16 protein-coding genes are annotated in these 18407 nt (G+C 33.6%); 6 read left to right on the top strand and 10 right to left on the bottom strand.

The features are described from left to right. Positions 1-15 precede the first annotated feature (15 nt). From ACM9HF_RS13490 to rpmH, 9 genes are all read right to left on the bottom strand, one after another. Complete coding sequence (locus tag ACM9HF_RS13490) at positions 16-810, bottom strand: ParA family protein (protein ID WP_473609492.1); 795 nt, start codon at positions 808-810, stop codon at positions 16-18. Between the two features lie 30 nt (positions 811-840). Continuing rightward, a complete protein-coding gene (gene rsmG / locus ACM9HF_RS13495) occupies positions 841-1467 on the bottom strand; it encodes a 16S rRNA (guanine(527)-N(7))-methyltransferase RsmG (protein ID WP_473609496.1) in 627 nt (208 codons plus the stop codon). Positions 1468-1498: 31 nt separating this feature from the next. Continuing rightward, a complete protein-coding gene (gene mnmG, locus ACM9HF_RS13500; protein ID WP_473609499.1) occupies positions 1499-3388 on the bottom strand; it encodes a tRNA uridine-5-carboxymethylaminomethyl(34) synthesis enzyme MnmG in 1890 nt (629 codons plus the stop codon). 412 nt (positions 3389-3800) lie between these two features. Then, positions 3801-4244, bottom strand: a complete 444-nt coding sequence (locus tag ACM9HF_RS13505; RefSeq protein ID WP_473609503.1) for a flavodoxin domain-containing protein — start codon at positions 4242-4244, stop codon at positions 3801-3803. A gap of 43 nt (positions 4245-4287) precedes the next feature. Then, positions 4288-5673 (bottom strand): tRNA uridine-5-carboxymethylaminomethyl(34) synthesis GTPase MnmE, encoded by a 1386-nt coding sequence (gene mnmE, locus ACM9HF_RS13510; RefSeq protein WP_473609507.1) that lies wholly within the window; start codon positions 5671-5673, stop codon positions 4288-4290. Positions 5674-5825: 152 nt separating this feature from the next. After that, on the bottom strand, positions 5826-7454 hold the full coding sequence (gene yidC, locus ACM9HF_RS13515; RefSeq protein ID WP_473609511.1) for a membrane protein insertase YidC: 1629 nt from the start codon (positions 7452-7454) through the stop codon (positions 5826-5828). Positions 7455-7460: 6 nt separating this feature from the next. After that, positions 7461-7709 carry a membrane protein insertion efficiency factor YidD gene (gene yidD, locus ACM9HF_RS13520; RefSeq protein ID WP_473609515.1) on the bottom strand — a complete coding sequence of 83 codons (249 nt, stop codon included), beginning with the start codon at positions 7707-7709 and terminating at the stop codon, positions 7461-7463. Then, on the bottom strand, positions 7673-8032 hold the full coding sequence (gene rnpA / locus ACM9HF_RS13525; protein ID WP_473609519.1) for a ribonuclease P protein component: 360 nt from the start codon (positions 8030-8032) through the stop codon (positions 7673-7675). The genes yidD and rnpA overlap by 37 nt, the downstream gene beginning before the upstream one ends. A gap of 40 nt (positions 8033-8072) precedes the next feature. Further along, a complete protein-coding gene (gene rpmH, locus ACM9HF_RS13530) occupies positions 8073-8207 on the bottom strand; it encodes a 50S ribosomal protein L34 (protein WP_033080930.1) in 135 nt (44 codons plus the stop codon). A gap of 468 nt (positions 8208-8675) precedes the next feature. Between rpmH and dnaA the strand changes: the two genes are divergently transcribed. The 6 genes from dnaA (at position 8676) to glyS (ending at position 17946) form a co-directional block, all read left to right on the top strand. Next, positions 8676-10034: a chromosomal replication initiator protein DnaA gene (gene dnaA / locus ACM9HF_RS13535; protein ID WP_473609526.1), complete on the top strand. Its 1359-nt coding sequence runs from the start codon at positions 8676-8678 to the stop codon at positions 10032-10034. Positions 10035-10065: 31 nt separating this feature from the next. Next, positions 10066-11169: a DNA polymerase III subunit beta gene (dnaN, locus tag ACM9HF_RS13540; protein ID WP_473609529.1), complete on the top strand. Its 1104-nt coding sequence runs from the start codon at positions 10066-10068 to the stop codon at positions 11167-11169. Next, positions 11169-12263 carry a DNA replication/repair protein RecF gene (recF, locus tag ACM9HF_RS13545; protein ID WP_473609533.1) on the top strand — a complete coding sequence of 365 codons (1095 nt, stop codon included), beginning with the start codon at positions 11169-11171 and terminating at the stop codon, positions 12261-12263. The genes dnaN and recF overlap by 1 nt, the downstream gene beginning before the upstream one ends. Positions 12264-12268: 5 nt before the next feature. Continuing rightward, positions 12269-14713 carry a DNA topoisomerase (ATP-hydrolyzing) subunit B gene (gyrB, locus tag ACM9HF_RS13550; RefSeq protein WP_473609536.1) on the top strand — a complete coding sequence of 815 codons (2445 nt, stop codon included), beginning with the start codon at positions 12269-12271 and terminating at the stop codon, positions 14711-14713. A gap of 237 nt (positions 14714-14950) precedes the next feature. Beyond that, complete coding sequence (glyQ, locus tag ACM9HF_RS13555; protein ID WP_473609538.1) at positions 14951-15874, top strand: glycine--tRNA ligase subunit alpha; 924 nt, start codon at positions 14951-14953, stop codon at positions 15872-15874. A gap of 5 nt (positions 15875-15879) precedes the next feature. Beyond that, positions 15880-17946: a glycine--tRNA ligase subunit beta gene (gene glyS / locus ACM9HF_RS13560; protein ID WP_473609543.1), complete on the top strand. Its 2067-nt coding sequence runs from the start codon at positions 15880-15882 to the stop codon at positions 17944-17946. A 78-nt stretch (positions 17947-18024) separates the two neighbouring features. Here the strand turns inward: glyS and tusA are convergent, their stop codons facing one another. Further along, the gene (gene tusA / locus ACM9HF_RS13565) at positions 18025-18279 is read right to left on the bottom strand and encodes a sulfurtransferase TusA (protein ID WP_473609547.1); all 255 of its coding nucleotides are present in this window, start codon (positions 18277-18279) and stop codon (positions 18025-18027) included. Positions 18280-18407: the final 128 nt, after the last annotated feature.

An 18407-nucleotide genomic window follows, 5' to 3' on the forward strand; every position in this document is an offset into this window, starting at 1 on the left:
AGTTTTCCTTGAATGTTAACTTGTTACGGTTTCTTTGTTAGCTTTCTTTTCATTTTTACGTAATATTTCGCCGGCTAATGCTAAATAGGCTTTAGCGCCTGTAGACGATTTATCGTAATACATTGCTGGTGAACCAAAGCTTGGTGCTTCAGCTAAACGAACATTTCTTGGGATAACTGTTCTATACACTTTATCACCAAAATGTCGCTTAAGTTGTTCAGATACATCATTAGCTAATCTATTTCTTGGATCATACATGGTACGTAAAATACCTTCTATATGTAGATTTCCATTAACAACAGAAGTTAATTGAGAAATAGTATCCATTAATGCCGTTAAACCTTCTAATGCGTAGTATTCACATTGCATGGGTACTAAAACAGAATCTGCGGCAGTCATAGCATTTACAGTAAGCATATTTAATGATGGAGGGCAGTCTATTATAATAAACTCATAGTCATTTTTTACTTTAGCTAATGCTCTTTTTAATCGTTGTTCTCTTGAATAGACTTCCATTAATTTAATTTCTACTGCTGTTACGTCAGCATTTGCAGCAATTAAATGATAAAGACCTGTTGTTTCTGTAATAACAACTTCTTCAAAAGGTTTTTCATCTACAAGTAATTCGTAACATGTGGCAGGAGCATCATATTTATCGACACCACTTGCCATTGATGCATTACCTTGAGGATCAAGATCTATAAGTAATACTTTTCTTTTTGTAGCAGCCAAAGATGCAGCTAAATTTACTGAGGTTGTTGTTTTACCAACGCCTCCTTTTTGATTAGCTACTGCAATTATTTTTCCCACAAATCCCTCGAATTTCTCGGTTACAATATTTTATTGTATTTTAACTAATTCAATTAAGTGTCTTTCAGCATTTAACTGAGGAACAATTATAGTATGACTTTTTATCATTTTTACGTTAGTAGGTAAATTTTCAATTTCATCTGTTGGAAATTGTCCTTTTAAGGCTAGAAATTTTCCATGATCTTTCGATACTAAATGATCACACCAGGTAACCATATCATTAAGTGAAGAAAATGCTCTACTTAAAACACCATCAAATGGTTTTTCAGGTTGATATTTTTCTACTCTTGATTGAATTGGTGTAACATTTTTAAGGGATAGTTGATAAGTAACCTGTTTTAAAAAGGTAATACGCTTACCTAAACTATCTAATAAAACAAATTCTTTATCTGGATAAGCTATAGCTAATGGAATTCCTGGTAAACCGGGGCCTGTTCCTACATCTATAAAATATTGGCCCTCTAGTAAAGGGCCTATCATTAAACTGTCCATAATATGTTTAATAATCATATCTTGTGGATCACGAATGGAGGTTAGATTATAAGTTTTATTCCATTTATTTAATAATTCAACGTAATCAATAAGTAATTTAACTTGCTGATCAGTGAGCTGTAATTGTGTTTCTTTTAACAGTGTTTTTAATTTATCGGTTAACATTATTTAAATTACTAGCTCATATGGTTAAAGGTTAAGCTGATTTACGTAATAAACCATGCTTTTTTAGATAAACTAATAATAACGAAATTGCAGCGGGAGTAATACCTGAAATTCGCGAAGCTTTACCGATAGTTTCTGGTCGTGTATCTGTTAATTTTGCAATAACTTCATTTGATAGCCCAGAAATTTGTGAAAAATTAAAATCATTTGGTATTAATGTAAGTTCATGTTTTTTCTTTTTCGCTATATCTTCAAGTTGACGTTCAATATATCCAGCATATTTTATTTGAATTTCTACTTGTTCAGAAGCTTGAATATCTTCTAATTTAGGTCCTAAACTTTCAATACTCATAAGATCGCTATAATTAACTTCAGGACGACGTAATAAATCTTCTAAACTATTTTCTCTACTTATAGGTGTTTTTAATAAAGGATTAATATCATTTACTGCTGCATGATCTTTATGGATCCACGTTGATTTTAGACGTTGACGTTCTTGCTCTACATTTTCCATTTTTTCATTAAAACGTTTCCAACGAGCTTCATTTACTAAACCAAGCTTATAACCTTTTTCAGTTAAGCGGATATCAGCGTTATCTTCTCGAAGTAATAATCGATATTCTGCACGAGAAGTAAACATTCTGTAAGGTTCTTTAGTACCTAATGTTGCTAAGTCATCAATGAGTACACCCATGTATGCTTCATCACGACCTAAAATAAGTTCTTCTTTGCCTTGAACACGTGCTGCAGCATTTGTTGCTGCTATTAAGCCTTGAGCACCTGCTTCTTCATATCCTGTTGTTCCATTTATTTGGCCAGCAAAATATAGGTTATTAATAAATTTACTTTCAAGAGTCTGTTTTAAATCTCTAGGATCAAAATAATCATATTCAATAGCATAACCAGGTCTTGTAATGTGAGCATTTTCAAAACCTACAATTGATCTTACTAAGTCCATTTGTACGTCAAATGGTAAACTTGTTGAAATACCGTTAGGGTAAATTTCATGTGTTGTTAAACCTTCAGGTTCAACAAATATTTGATGAGAGTCTTTATCTGAAAAACGATGTATTTTATCTTCAATGGATGGACAATATCTTGGTCCAATACCTTCAATAACACCTGTGTACATTGGAGAGCGATCTAGACCTCCGCGAATGATGTCATGTGTTTTAATATTTGTATGTGTAATAAAACAAGAGATTTGTTCAGGATGTTGGGATCTATTTCCCATATAAGAAAATACGGGTCTAGGATCGTCACCTGGTTGTTCTTGCATTACTGAAAAGTTTAAGCTTCTAGCATCTAGTCTAGGAGGTGTTCCTGTTTTTAAACGATCGATCCTAAAGGGCATGTCTCTTAAGCTTTTAGCCAAGTTAACACTTGCAGGATCTCCAGCACGGCCACCTTGATAGTTATTTAAGCCAATATGTATTTGACCTGCTAAGAATGTTCCTACAGTTAAAACGACAGATTTAGCTTTAAACTTTAATCCCATTTGTGTTGAAACACCCACTACAACATCGTTTTCTAGAATAAGATCGTCACAAGGTTGTTGAAAAATAGTTAAGTTTTCGTGGTTCTCTAAAGTGTTTCTAACAAAAGATTTATACAATAATCTATCAGCTTGAGCTCTGGTTGCTCTTACTGCTGGGCCTTTACTCGCGTTTAAGGTTCTAAATTGGATTGCAGCATGATCTGTTGCAGTAGCCATTAATCCACCTAAAGCATCAATTTCTTTTACAAGATGACCTTTGCCAATACCACCAATTGCTGGGTTACATGACATTTGTCCTAAAGTGTCAATATTATGAGTTAACAATAATGTCTTACAACCCATACGTGCAGCAGCTAAACAAGCTTCTGTTCCGGCGTGTCCACCGCCAACAACAATCACGTCATAAGTTTCTTGATACCACATAAATTTTTTAACCTTTAGATTAATGATCTTTTCAAATTAGGGAGCGTATTTTAGCTTGTTTTTGAGGGGAGGGGAATGATCAAATACCGAAAAAGATCTTAGTATGATCTTCTTAAATATATATAAGATCTTTTTAAAGATCTTGTTGTTATTACTTATTAAGGATCCTTTTTTCTGTTGATAAGTCCTTTTATAGATTTTATTTCAATTACTTAGGCTACTATAAAGCTTGTTTACAACCTTGGATCATTTAACTTTAAACCTATGATCAAAAAGGCCTGTTATCCACAAGGAGAATAAATTTTATTTATATACACTGAATAATAATAAGAAAATAATAGCTTAATCACAGAGTTATACACATTACATGTTTTATTTTTGTAATTCTGTGAATAACTTCTTAGTAAGATCATTACAATAGATCTTTATTTTCAGTAATCCAGCATTGAGCAAGATCTTCTGGATCTATATCTTGTGACATATCTAATAGCTTTATTGTCGCTATTCTTATACAACCCTTTGAATTTAATAGTTTATCTATATTTTTAGCAGCTAAGCAATAAGTATCATAATTACGATCACCAACCCCTATGATCATATAATTAATACTTGTTAGATCCTGTGTGCAGTTTTCAAGATCTAAAACAAATTTTTGAATATTATCAGGGTAATCTCCAGCACCGTGAGTTGAAGTGCAAATGAGCCAATTTGTGTTTTTATTTTCTATTTCTTCAAAATTAGGTGTTAAATGCAGCTGAGTTTGATGTCCTAAAGCGTTTAATTGTTCTTCACAAGCTTCAGCTACGTACTCAGTTCCACCTAACATACTGCCAACAATAATTTGATATGAATTCATATTTATCTCATAAATAAGTGATTTTTACTCGTTGTTAATTGTGCTATTTACCTATACAGAATGATGAAAATATTTCTGTTAGTAAGTCATCATTAGTAAATTCACCTGTTATTTGGTTAAGTTCTTCTTGGCAAAACCTTAATTCTTCGGCGAGTATTTCACCTGCAACATAAGATTCAAGTTGTTCTAATCCAATTTCTAAATGATGATGTGCTTTCTCTAATGCAGATAAATGTCTACGACGAGCCATAAAGCCGCCTTCAGTACTTCCTTGGTAGCCCATAATCTCTTTTAAATGTTCTTTTAGTACATCTACACCGTCACCATTTTTAGCTGATAATGTAATGGTAGGCGTATTGTTTGGGTTTGAGTATCCTGTTTGAGCTTTACTAATGTCTGCTTTATTGCGAATAACGGTTAAACCTATTTTTTCAGGTAATTTAGCAAAAAATTCTGGCCATTGCTGTTTAGGATCCTCATCAATATTTAGTGATGAATCCACCATAAGTAATACACGATCAGCTTGGTTGATTTCGTTCCATGCACGCTCAATACCTATTTGTTCTACTTTATCTGTGCTTTCTCGTAGTCCAGCGGTATCAATAATATGCAATGGCATACCATCAATATGGATTTGCTCCGATAACACGTCGCGGGTTGTACCTGCTATATCTGTTACGATTGCGCTTTCTTTACCACTAAGGGAGTTGAGTAGGCTTGATTTACCAGCATTAGGTCTACCTGCAATAACAACACGCATACCTTCTCTAATAATGGCACCTTGCTGTGCTTGTTTACGTACATCAATTACTTGGGTAATGATACTTTTAAGCTTATCGACGACTTTTTTATCAGCGAGAAAATCAATTTCTTCCTCTGGAAAGTCTATCGCTGCTTCTACGTACATTCTTAAATGAATTGTATCTTCAACCAGTTGATTAATAAGTTTAGAGAAGTCACCTTGAAGAGAGTTAAGTGCGCATTTAGCCGCTTGTTCTGAACTTGAATTGATTAAATCAGCAATGGCTTCTGCTTGTGTTAAATCTAACTTATCGTTTAAAAATGCTTGTTCACTAAATTCACCTGGGTTTGCCATTCTGACTTTAGGCAAGGATAAAATTTCTTTGAGTAGCATATCTAATATTACAGGGCCACCGTGTCCTTGAAATTCAATAATATCTTCACCAGTAAATGAATTAGGGCCTTTAAAATATAATGCTATGCCTTGATCTAAAGTTTCACCCTTTAAGTTTTTAAATGGAAGATATTCAGCTTTTCTAAGTTCAGGTACTTTACTTAAAATAGCTTTAGCTACATTTTGTACCTCTGGACCAGATACTCTGATAATGCCAACTCCACCTCTACCTGGTGCAGTAGCTTGTGCTGCAATGGTTTCTTTGGCTAGATTAGATAAACTTAATTCACTCATTTATTACTCGATTTAACGCTTTCATTTTGTGCGTATTATAACCCTAAAGTATTTAAATATGCATGATGTGAATTATTATGTGGAAGGGGATGTAGAAATTATTGATGAAAAAAAGGTGACCTGAGTCACCTTTATTTACTTGCTTACTAAATTTATTCTTTAGCTTTCGCTTTTTCTAATCCTGAAAATATTATTTTCATTTGTGCTATTGATATTAAGTTACTTATAAACCAATAAAGCACTAAACCTGATGGGAACCATGCCATGAATACTGAGAAGGCGACAGGCATGTATTGCATTATTTTTTGTTGCATTGGATCTTGTATTGTCATAGGTTGCATCTTTTGCATTACAAACATACTGATACCCATAAGTACAGGTAATACGTAGTAAGGATCCATTGCTGATAAATCTTGTATCCATAACATGAAAGGTGCATGACGTAATTCAACACTTTCTAAAAATACCCAATACAAAGCTAAGAATATAGGCATTTGAATAAGTAAAGGTAAGCAACCACCAGCTGGGTTTACTTTTTCTTTACGGTACATTTCCATTGTGGCTTGAGACATTTTTTGTCTATCATCACCAAAACGTTCTTTTAATTGAGTCATTTTAGGCGCTAAAGCACGCATTTTAGCCATAGAGGTATACTGCGCTTTTGTTAGCGGGTACATAGCACCTTTAACTATTAAGGTAATTACTATAATAGCTAAGCCCCAGTTTGATACAATAGATTGAATTTGTATTAGTAACCAGAACAATGCTTTACTGATCATCCATAAAAACCCGTAGTCAATTGTAAGATCTAAGTTTGGAGCTATTGTTTCAAGTACGTCTTGATCTTTTGGTCCTACATATAAAATAGCAGACGTTGTTGCTTGACTATTTGGTTGTATTGAAATTACAGGTGCTTTGTAGCCAATTACTGCATCTTGATTTGAAGTGTATGTAGTATAAATCTGATTTAAATCGTCTTTATTTGGTATCCATGATGATACAAAGTAATGTTCTGACATTGCAATCCAACCACCTATGGTTGAAAGAGATAACTTCTTCTCTGCTATATCATCAAAACCATACTTTTCGTATCTTTCATCTGTTGTAGAATATGCGGCACCATTATATGTTGGCATAAGTGCTGAGCCGCTTTCTACTAACGTTGATTGTTTTAGTTGAGCATACATTTGCACACTAGCGACAGCTGCAGTGTTATTTTTAATGATGTATTCAACATTAACGCTATAGCTTGCTTTATTAAAGGTGAAGCGTTTGGTTACAGCTAATCCATCAGAGGTTACAAAGTTTAAATCAACAGCTATTGAATCTTTATCTGCTAGTTCATACGTTGTCGCTTGAGTTTGATAAATTGGACGACCTTTAATAACACGATCTATACCTTGTTCACCAATTAATCCACTTTGTGCTACATATTTTTTTGGACCATTTTGCATTAATGTAAATGGAATTCCATTACCTTGTTCGGTATTAAATTCTAATAATTTAGCTTCAACAATATCACCACCACGAGTATCAATTTTTATTGCTAAAACATCTGTATTTACAGATACAAGCTGTTTAACAGGATTAATTGATTCTTGAATTACGGCGCTATTAGTGGATGATTCGGGAATATATTCGCCGTTAGCATTTTGAATAGTATTAGTTTGTACTTGTGCTGGTTGTTCAATTACTGGGGCATTATCTTTTTGCCATTCAGTAAATAATAAATAGGTAACAACCATTAGCGCAATAAACAAAAAACTGCGTTGAGATTCCATAATGAATTATTTCTCTTTTTTTGATAGTGGCACGGGATCAGATCCTCCCGCATTAAGTGGGTGGCATTTTAGTATACGTTTGCTCGCTAACCAACAACCTTTTAACACTCCAAAGCGATTAATTGCTTCAATAGCATAAAAAGAACATGTTGGATTAAATCTACAATTGTTGCCCAATAAAGGACTTAGCAAGCGTTGGTAAGCTTTTATTATATAAATTACTGTACTTTGTGGCGCTGAATTATTTTTCGCCATATTTTTTCTAATTGTTGATTAATTTCTTTGTTGTCTAGTTTATCAGTACCTGATTTTACCATAACAACTATATCTATATGGGGGAGGTTGTGCTGATTTAAACGAAAACTTTCTCGAATTACTCGTTTAATTCTATTTCTTTGAACAGCTAACTTAACTCTTTTTTTAGCTATAGCTAAACCCAAACGATTAAGTTTATTAGAATTTTGGATGACAAGAATTGTTATATGACTAGAACCAAAACGTAATGGTTTAGTAAATACTGATTGGAATTGACCGGGAGTCAACAAACGTGACTCCCGATTAAATTCATAAGTAACCATGGTAGTTACTCGAACTCTATTTGATAAATCAAAAAAGAGATTATGCGCTTAAGCTTGCACGGCCTTTAGCACGACGACGTGCAATAACTGCACGACCGTTCTTAGTTGCCATACGAGCACGAAAGCCGTGGTTGCGTTTACGCTTTAATACACTAGGTTGAAATGTTCTTTTCATTACGCTAATCCGTCGGTTGTTGTTGCCCTGGCAAGTCGCCTTAAAATGAGCACACTGGTCTAAAAAAGAGGCAGAATTATATACAGATTAATTGTAGGCGTCAACATGAAGTATAGGTATTTTTAAAAAGGATCCTTGACTGATCTTCAGTATAAAACTTTAAGTATCCACAGTTTCATCACATATAAACTTTTTTACTGATTAATGTTGGCTAATTCAATGTGATTATTGCGCGGTTTTAGTATCAAAATATTATTATTATTTAATTATTAATTCAATAATAATCAATTTGTTAAGTATATTTTATTGCTGTTTATTAATTTATTGTAAATGTCAATATTGAACTTGTGGATAACTACGTAGATAATGCTACTAATAGATAATAATTTTAATAGTTTTACGTCATTTTATTTTGCTCTACTTTTTATTTATAGTAAAAAAATAAACTTGGCATCTTAGGAGTTTTGGTTGGATCAATCACATTGGCAACGTTGTCTGTCTATCTTACAAGAAGAATTGCCTGCTCAACAATTTAGTATGTGGATTCGCCCACTTCAATGCATTATAGATAACAATGTTGTAACGCTGTTTGCACCTAATCGATTTGTATTAGATTGGGTAAGAGATAAATATTTAAATCGTTTAAACGAACTTGTTGCATTAAACGATCCTACAAACCCGCCTATGTTACGCTTTGATGTGGGTAGTATTCCTGTAAATAACGCAGATCAAGTGGTGAGTAAAGTACCTACACCACAATCTAATACAGTGAAAAAATCTAAAACACCGTCTGAATCTACCTTACCTAAAACAGCAAACGTTCGCGATAAATATACTTTCGATAATTTTGTAGAAGGTAAATCAAATCAATTAGCTAGAGCCGCAGCTTCTCAAGTAGCAGATAATCCAGGTTCAGCTTATAATCCATTATTTATTTATGGTGGTACAGGCTTAGGTAAAACACATTTATTGCATGCTGTTGGTAATGGTATTTTAGCTAATAATCCTGATGCAAAAATAGCTTATATGCACTCTGAACGTTTTGTTCAAGATATGGTTCGTGCTTTACAAAATAATGAAATGGAAAAATTTAAGCAATTTTACCGTTCAGTTGATGCGTTATTGATTGATGATATTCAATTTTTTGTTGGTAAAGATCGTACTCAAGAAGAGTTTTTTCATACCTTTAATGCATTACTTGAAGGTAATCAGCAAATTATTTTAACGAGTGACCGTTACCCTAAAGAAGTTGATGTTGAAGATCGACTTAAATCTCGTTTTGGTTGGGGCCTTACTATTGCAATTGAACCGCCTGAATTAGAAACGCGTGTTGCTATATTAAAACGCAAAGCAGAAGAGAGTAATATTAATTTAGCAGACGAAGTTGCTTTTTTTATAGCTAAACGTCTTCGATCTAATGTACGTGAACTCGAAGGTGCTTTGAATAGAGTTGTGGCAAACGCTAATTTTACGGGTAGAGCTATAACAATAGACTTTGTTCGTGAGGCTTTACGTGATTTACTTGCACTTCAAGATAAACTTGTCACAATTGATAACATACAAAGAACAGTCGCTGAATATTATAAAATTAAAGTTTCAGATTTGTTATCTAAAAGGCGTAATAGATCGGTTGCTCGTCCAAGACAAATTGCTATGGCACTTTCTAAAGAACTGACAAATCATAGCTTACCTGAGATTGGTGATGCTTTCGGCGGAAGAGATCATACAACTGTTTTACATGCATGTCGTAAAGTTAAATCTTTAAGAGAAGAAACTCATGACATAAAAGAAGATTATTCAAACTTGATAAGAACACTTTCATCTTAATTAGTTAATTAAAATTTTTATAGGTATAAAAATGAAGTTTTCAATAAATAGGGAATCACTTTTAAAACCGTTGTTACTTGTTTCTGGCGCTGTTGAAAGAAAAAGTACATTACCCATTTTAAGTAATGTATTGTTGGAGGTTAGTGGGCAATCACTTACTCTAACAGCTACAGATTTAGAGCTTGAAATGGTTTCTTATGCTCAAATTGATAACCACGCACAAGATGCTAAAGTTACAATTCCTGCTCGAAAACTTTTAGACATTTGTAAAAGCTTACCAGATGATTCACTTTTAGAGTTCGAATTAGAAAATGAAATTATTAAAATTTCAACAGGCCGAAGTAAATATTCACTTTCCACTTTATCCGCTGATGATTTTCCAAATATTGAAGAATGGCAGGGTGATGTAGAATTTCAATTATTAAAATCAGAATTTTTGAGATTGATCGAAAGTACGCATTTTTCAATGGCTAATCAAGATGTTCGTTATTACTTAAATGGAATGTCGATTGAAACTGAAGGTAATGAAATACGTTCTGTTGCAACAGACGGTCACCGTTTAGCAATATGTAAAATTTCAAACGACACTTTATCTTTACCTACCAGACAAGTCATAGTACCTCGTAAAGGTATTTTAGAAATAATCAGATTACTTGATCCGTTAGAAGAAACAGTAAAAGTATTTTTAGGTTCAAATCATATTCGTATTATTGATACAGAATTTTCATTTACGAGTAAGTTAGTTGATGGTCGTTTCCCTGATTATAGAAGAGTGTTACCACGTAATGGTGATAAAATTTTACAAACTAGCCGTGAAGAAATGAGACAAGTTTTATCTCGTGCAGCTATTCTATCTAATGAAAAATTTAGAGGCGTAAGACTTAATTTTTCAAGCACTGAACTTAAAATTACGGCAAATAACCCTGAGCAAGAACAAGCTGAAGAAGTTGTTGAAATTGACTTTCCATTTGAAGATGTTGAAGTAGGGTTTAACGTAAGTTATGTGTTAGATGTACTTAATGCAATAAAAGATACAAATGTTAAATTTACCCTTGCTGATGCGAATAGCAGTGTAGTTATTGAAGGTGCTGATACTGGTGAAGCAACGTATGTTGTTATGCCTATGCGTTTGTAATGAGTGTAGTTCGATTAATTACTAGTAATTTTCGTAATATTGAACAATGTAAAACAGATTTACATCCATATTTAAATTTTTTGATAGGTGATAATGGAAGTGGAAAAAGTAGTTTTTTAGAAGCTATTTTTTTTCTGGGGCATGGTAAATCTTTTAGAACTACAAAAGTTGAAAATTTAGTATCATTTAATCAGTCTACTTTTGTTGTTAGTGTTAAAGATGATTTAGACACACAAATAGGCATTTCTAGAAATTTTATTTCTAATCAGACAGAAATTAAAATTAACGGTGAAAGGCATAATAAACTATCTGAACTTGCCAAAAATATTGCTGTTCAGATTATTACTCCAGAAAGTTTTAAATTATTTTTTGGTGGACCTAAAGAGAGAAGACGATTTGTTGATTTAGGATTGTTTCACGTGGAACAATCATTTTCTACAGAATGGAAAGAATTTAGTCGTATACTAAAACAAAGGAATGCCTATCTAAGATCGGGTCATAATTTAGAAGGTATTAAATATTGGGATGAGGTTTTTTGTATTCATTCAAATAATGTTTCCGAATTAAGAGTTAAATATATAAACAGTTTTAAAGAAGAGTTTGCTATATGGGCTCAGTTATTATTACCCAATATATATAAGAATATAGAAATACAATATTTTCAGGGTTGGAGACAAAATACTAAACTTGAAGATGTTTTACAAAGTAATCGTACACGTGAAATTGCACTAGGATATTCAATTTCAGGAACTCATAAGTTTGATGTACGTTTTCTTATGCAAAAACAACCAATAGAAAATCAACTTTCTAGAGGACAACAAAAGTTGTTTTTACTCGCTTTAACTTTTGCTCAAGCAAAACTTATAGAAAAAGTAAAACGAGTAAAACCAATTTTATTGATAGATGATGTTGGGGCAGAGCTAGATTCTCAATCAAGAACTGTTTTGAACGAAGCCATCAATCAACTAAATTGCCAAGTAATTATTACAGCAATAGATAAAGTCGCGATTGAACCTTTGGTTCCTGATGACCTTAATTACAAAATGTTTCACGTGAAACATGGTAAAATTTTTGAAATGAGTGAAATAGGCTAATAGCTATGACAATAGAAAATGAATATGATTCGGCCAGTATAAAAGTACTAAAAGGTCTAGATGCAGTTCGTAAAAGACCTGGTATGTATATAGGTGATACAGATGATGGATCTGGATTACATCATATGGTATTTGAAGTTTTAGATAACTCAATTGATGAAGCATTAGCAGGTCATTGTAGTGAAATTGTAGTAAGAATACATTTAGACGGTTCAGTATCTGTAAGAGATGATGGTCGTGGTATTCCTACTGAATTACATCCTGAAGAAGGAGTATCTGCAGCTGAAGTTATTATGACGGTATTACATGCCGGTGGTAAGTTTGGCGGTGATGATTCAGGTTATAAAGTTTCTGGTGGTTTACATGGTGTTGGTATTTCGGTTGTAAATGCACTTAGTGATAAATTAAAACTTAACATCCGTCGAGCAGGTAAACTTTATGAGCAAACTTATCATCATGGTGAGCCTGAAGCTCCATTAGCTGAAATTGGTGTTAGTGATAAAACAGGAACAGAAGTAAGGTTTTGGCCAAGCTCAAAAACATTCTCTGATGTTCTATTTCATTATGACTTACTCGTTAAGCGTATACGTGAACTTTCATTTCTTAACTCAGGTGTATCAATAAAATTAATTGATGACAGAGAAGAAGGTAAAGAAGATCACTTCCATTTTGAAGGTGGTATTCAAGCATTTGTTGATTACTTAAATACCAATAAAACACCTGTAAATGAAGAAATATTTTATTTTGATTTAGCTAAAGACGATGGAATTATTGTAGAAGTTGCTATGCAATGGAACGATGGATTCCAAGAAAACATTCATTGTTTTACTAACAATATTCCACAACGCGATGGTGGTACTCACTTAAGTGGTTTTAGAACAGCATTAACCAGAACATTAAATAGCTATATGGTTAAAGAAGGTTTGAATAAAACTAAAAAAGGTGGAAGTACTGAAACTAATGCCTCAGGTGATGATGCACGTGAAGGTTTAACTGCTGTAATTTCAGTTAAAGTACCAGACCCTAAATTTTCATCACAAACCAAAGACAAGCTAGTATCATCAGAAGTTAAAACGGCTGTTGAACAAGCTATGGGCGAAAAATTAGGTGAATACTTATTAGAAAAACCTGCTGTTGCACGTACAATTATTATGAAAATAGTTGATGCAGCAAGAGCTCGTGAAGCAGCACGTAAAGCACGAGAAATGACTCGACGTAAAGGTGCTTTAGATATTGCTGGTTTACCGGGTAAGTTAGCTGATTGCCAAGAAAAAGATCCAGCACTATCTGAACTATATATAGTGGAAGGGGACTCTGCTGGCGGATCAGCCAAGCAGGGGCGAAACAGAAAAAACCAAGCAATACTTCCATTGAAAGGTAAAATATTAAACGTAGAAAAAGCACGTTTTGATAAAATGATATCTTCACAAGAAGTAGGCACATTAATCACAGCACTAGGTTGTGGTATTGGTAGAGATGAATATGATCCAGATAAATTAAGATACCACAGTATCATTATTATGACGGATGCCGATGTTGATGGATCACACATACGTACTTTATTATTAACATTTTTCTATCGTCAAATGCCTGAAATTATGGAACGTGGTTATATCTATATTGCACAACCACCGTTATATAAAGTTAAAAAAGGTAAGCAAGAAAGATACATTAAAGATGATGAAGGTCTAACAGAGTACCTAACTACACTTGCTTTAGATAATGCCGAATTACATGTAAACGAATCTGCACCGGCAATAACAGGTGTAGCATTAGAAACTTTAGTAAAACAGTACAGAACAACAATGGATACCATTAAACGCGTATCAAGACAAATTCCAGCTGACATTCTAGAGAAAATGATTTATTCAAAACCTATTCTTAAAGAAGACTTTAACAATGAAGCTAAAGTTGATGAATGGACTGCTGACTTACTTAAACAGTTAGACGACCAAGATGGTAATGGATCTATTTACTCAGTAGTTGTTAAAAAAGATCCAGAAAGACAAATATTCTACCCAAGCTTTATTGTGCGTAAACATGGTATTGATACTGAATATAACTGTAGTTACGAGTTTATTGAATCTAATGAGTTTAAAGCTATTGTAGATTTAAATACTTCAATTAATGGTTTAATTGAAGAAGGTGGTTATATTAAGCGTGGCGAAAAAGTTAAACCTGTATCTGAGTTTGAAGAAGCTCTAAATTGGTTAATGGCTGAATCTAAACGTGGTCAATATATTCAACGCTATAAAGGACTAGGTGAGATGAACCCTAGTCAATTATGGGAAACTACAATGGACCCTGAAACTCGTAGAATGTTACGAGTTACAATCGATGATGCTATTGCTGCCGATCAATTGTTTACCTGTTTAATGGGTGATCATGTAGAACCGAGAAGAAACTTTATTGAAGAGAACGCGCTTAAAGTTGCTAACTTAGATATATAAGTAAAACTTATTTAAATCAATTAGATATAAGCCATTCCTTTAAAAGAATGGCTTTTTTTTATCTAATACTAAAAGGTTTATTTTTAATATTGATGTCCGGGTGTTTATTTCAGCACTAAATAATTAAAGATAAAAATAATCAATAAATATGTATCACATGGCTAGGCTAACAAAAGCACAATGCGTATAATTGATATTAAAATATAAACTTATAACCCTATTGAAAACTGGATATTCATGAGTACGTTTAATATAAAAACATTTCAAGGTTTAATCTTACAGTTACAAGATTATTGGGCAAGACAAGGCTGTGTAATTATTCAGCCGTTAGATCTAGAAGTAGGAGCGGGAACATTCCATCCTATGACATTTTTACGAGCTATAGGCCCAGAGCCAATGAGTAGTGCGTATGTGCAACCTTGTAGACGTCCTACAGATGGTCGATATGGTGAAAACCCAAATAGACTTCAACATTACTATCAATTTCAAGTTATGTTGAAACCGTCACCTAAAAACATTCAAGAGCTATATTTAAATTCTTTAAAAGAGTTAGGTATAGATCCATTAGTACATGATATTAGATTCGTAGAAGATAATTGGGAATCTCCAACATTAGGTGCTTGGGGTCTGGGCTGGGAAATTTGGTTAAACGGTATGGAAGTTACTCAGTTTACTTATTTTCAACAAGTAGGTGGATTAGAGTGTGCGCCTGTAACAGGTGAGATCACTTATGGTCTAGAGCGTTTAGCTATGTACATACAAAACGTAGATAGTATCTACGACCTGGTATGGACTGATGGCCCTATGGGTAAAGTGCTATATGGAGACATTTTTCATCAAAACGAAGTTGAGCAATCAACTTATAACTTTGAACATGCAGATGTAGATGCTTTATTTAAACAATTCGATCAATGTGAGCTAGAAAGTCAGCGTTTAAATGAAGCTAATTTACCGCTACCAGCTTACGAGCAAGTAATGAAAGCATCACATGCATTTAACCTGTTAGATGCGCGTCATGCGATTTCAGTAACGGAAAGGCAGCGTTATATATTACGAGTAAGAGCATTATCTAAAGCATGTGCTGAATCTTATTATGCTAAACGTGAAGAACTCGGTTTTCCACTTTGCAAAAACCAAACACCTAAAGTGGAACAGGAGTAACCGATATGTCTAAAGAAACGTTATTAATAGAATTAGGTACTGAAGAGTTACCACCAAAGAGTTTAAAAACACTCGCGATTACTTTTTTTGATCAAATAAAATCTCAGTTAGATAGTGCAAACTTAACGTATAGCGATATTAAATGGTTCGCTACACCTCGACGTTTAGCGATTAAAGTTATCGATTTAGATGAAAAGCAACAAGATATAGAAATTGAGAAAAGAGGCCCAGCAGTTAATGTGGCTTTTGATGAGACGGGCAAGGCAAGTAAGGCGGCTGAAGGTTGGGCTCGTTCAAATGGTATAACTGTTGAACAAGCTGAACGATTAAAAACAGATAAAGGCGAATGGTTACTACATAAAGCTATTCAGCCAGGTAAATCTGTTGATGAGCTTATTCCTGCTTTTGTTAATCAAGCGATAAGTAAATTACCTATTCCTAAACCAATGCGTTGGGGTAGTAGCCGAACTCAGTTTATAAGACCTGTACATACTTTAGTTTTATTATATGGTTCAAAAATTATTGCCGGTGAAAGCTTAGGTATATCATCAAGTAATCTTGCTACAGGTCATAGATTTCATCATCATGGCTTAGTTACTATCGATCATGCTAATAACTACGAATCACTTATGCATAGTGCTTACGTAATGGTTGATTACGATAAACGCCAGCAACTTCTTTTAGAGCAAATAAAAGAAGTTGCTGAAGGGATCAATGGTATTCCTCTTTTAGATGACGATTTGGTTGACGAAGTAACGGCCCTAGTTGAATGGCCTATTGCCTTAGTAGGGAGTTTTGATAAAGAGTTTTTAAATGTTCCTCCAGAGCCTTTAATTTACTCAATGAAAGATCATCAAAAGTATTTTCCTGTAAATGGTAAAGATGGAAAACTATTAAACCAGTTTATATTTATCACCAATATTGAAAGCAAAGATCCAAACCAAGTAATATTTGGAAACGAGAAAGTTATTCGTCCGCGTTTAGCTGATGCAGAGTTCTTCTTTAAAACAGATAAAAAGCAAACACTTGAAAGTAGATTAACTAGTTTAGAGTCTGTATTGTTTCAAAAACAATTAGGTACGCTTAAAGCTAAATCTGAACGTATCGCATCGTTAAGTGAATTTATAGCCAGTAAGATTGGTGAAAATACGACGGATGCTAATAGAGCTGGTTTACTAAGCAAAACAGACTTAATGTCTGAAATGGTATTAGAATTCCCACAGGTACAAGGTACTATGGGTAAATACTATGCACAGCATGACGGTGAAAATGAAGCCGTTGCTCAAGCATTAGAAGATCAATATAAGCCTAGATTTTCAGGGGATACATTACCTGAAGGTAATATCGGTTGTACGGTAGCAATTGCAGATAAAATTGATACTTTAGTGGGGATTTTTGGTATTAACCAACAACCTAAAGGTGACAAAGACCCATTTGCACTACGCCGAGCCGCTATAGGTTTGATCCGTATTATTATTGAAAAACAGCTTAATTTAGATATTACTGATTTGTTGGCTAAAAGTATCGAACTTTATGGTGACAAATTAACAAATGAAAATACCTTAGAACAAGTGATTGAATTTGTATTAGGTCGTTATAAAGCGTATTACCAAGAACAAAATATTAGTGTCGATGTAATTCAAGCGGTATTAAATAATTCGCCAACAGCGCCATTAGATTTTGATAAGCGTATTCACGCGGTAACGCACTTTAAACAATTGCCTGAAGCGGTAACTCTCGCTGCAGCAAATAAACGTGTTGGTAATATTTTAGCTAAGTTTGAAGGTGAATTATTTACTAGCGTAAATGCAGACTATGCTTGTGAATCAGCAGAAACAGACTTGTTAGCTATTTTTGAGCAAGTAAGTGCTAAAGTTAAGCCATTAACTGATGCTAAAGAATACCAAGCTGCATTGTCTGAATTAGCTTTATTAAGAGATCCTGTTGATACCTTCTTCGATAATGTGATGGTAATGGCTGATGATGAAAACGTGAAAGTGAATCGTTTAACATTATTAAACGATATTCGTAATAGCTTTTTAGCAATAGCTGATATTTCAGTACTCCAATAAATTTATGTAATTAAAATCTATAATTTCAAAAGGAAGCATTATGCTTCCTTTTTGTTTTAGAAATATTGAGTTGTACGCTTATTGTTTTTTTATTAAATAACAATAAGGTTTATCATTAATTGTCATACTAACCAGTTCATGATCCATAAATCTGCAAAAACTTGGAATATCTCGAGTAGTGGAAGGGTCGTCAGCGGTGATCAATAAAGTTTCGCCTACTTGTAGCTGTCTTATTTTTTTTCTAATCATCATTACAGGTTCTGGGCATCGTAAACCAATAGTATCTAATTGATGATTAGCTTGTTCAAATAATTGCCTTGACTGTTCAGTCATCTAGCACTCTAAAATACGGTAAAGTTGGCTAATTTTAAACTTAGAATTTTTTTAATCAACTATTAATCAACATTATATACCCGGTGCTATTTAAGATACTCTGAAATACGCACCTTGATAGGTAACGG

This window comes from Colwellia sp. RE-S-Sl-9 (genome assembly GCF_048296855.1).
GTDB lineage: Bacteria > Pseudomonadota > Gammaproteobacteria > Enterobacterales > Alteromonadaceae > Pseudocolwellia.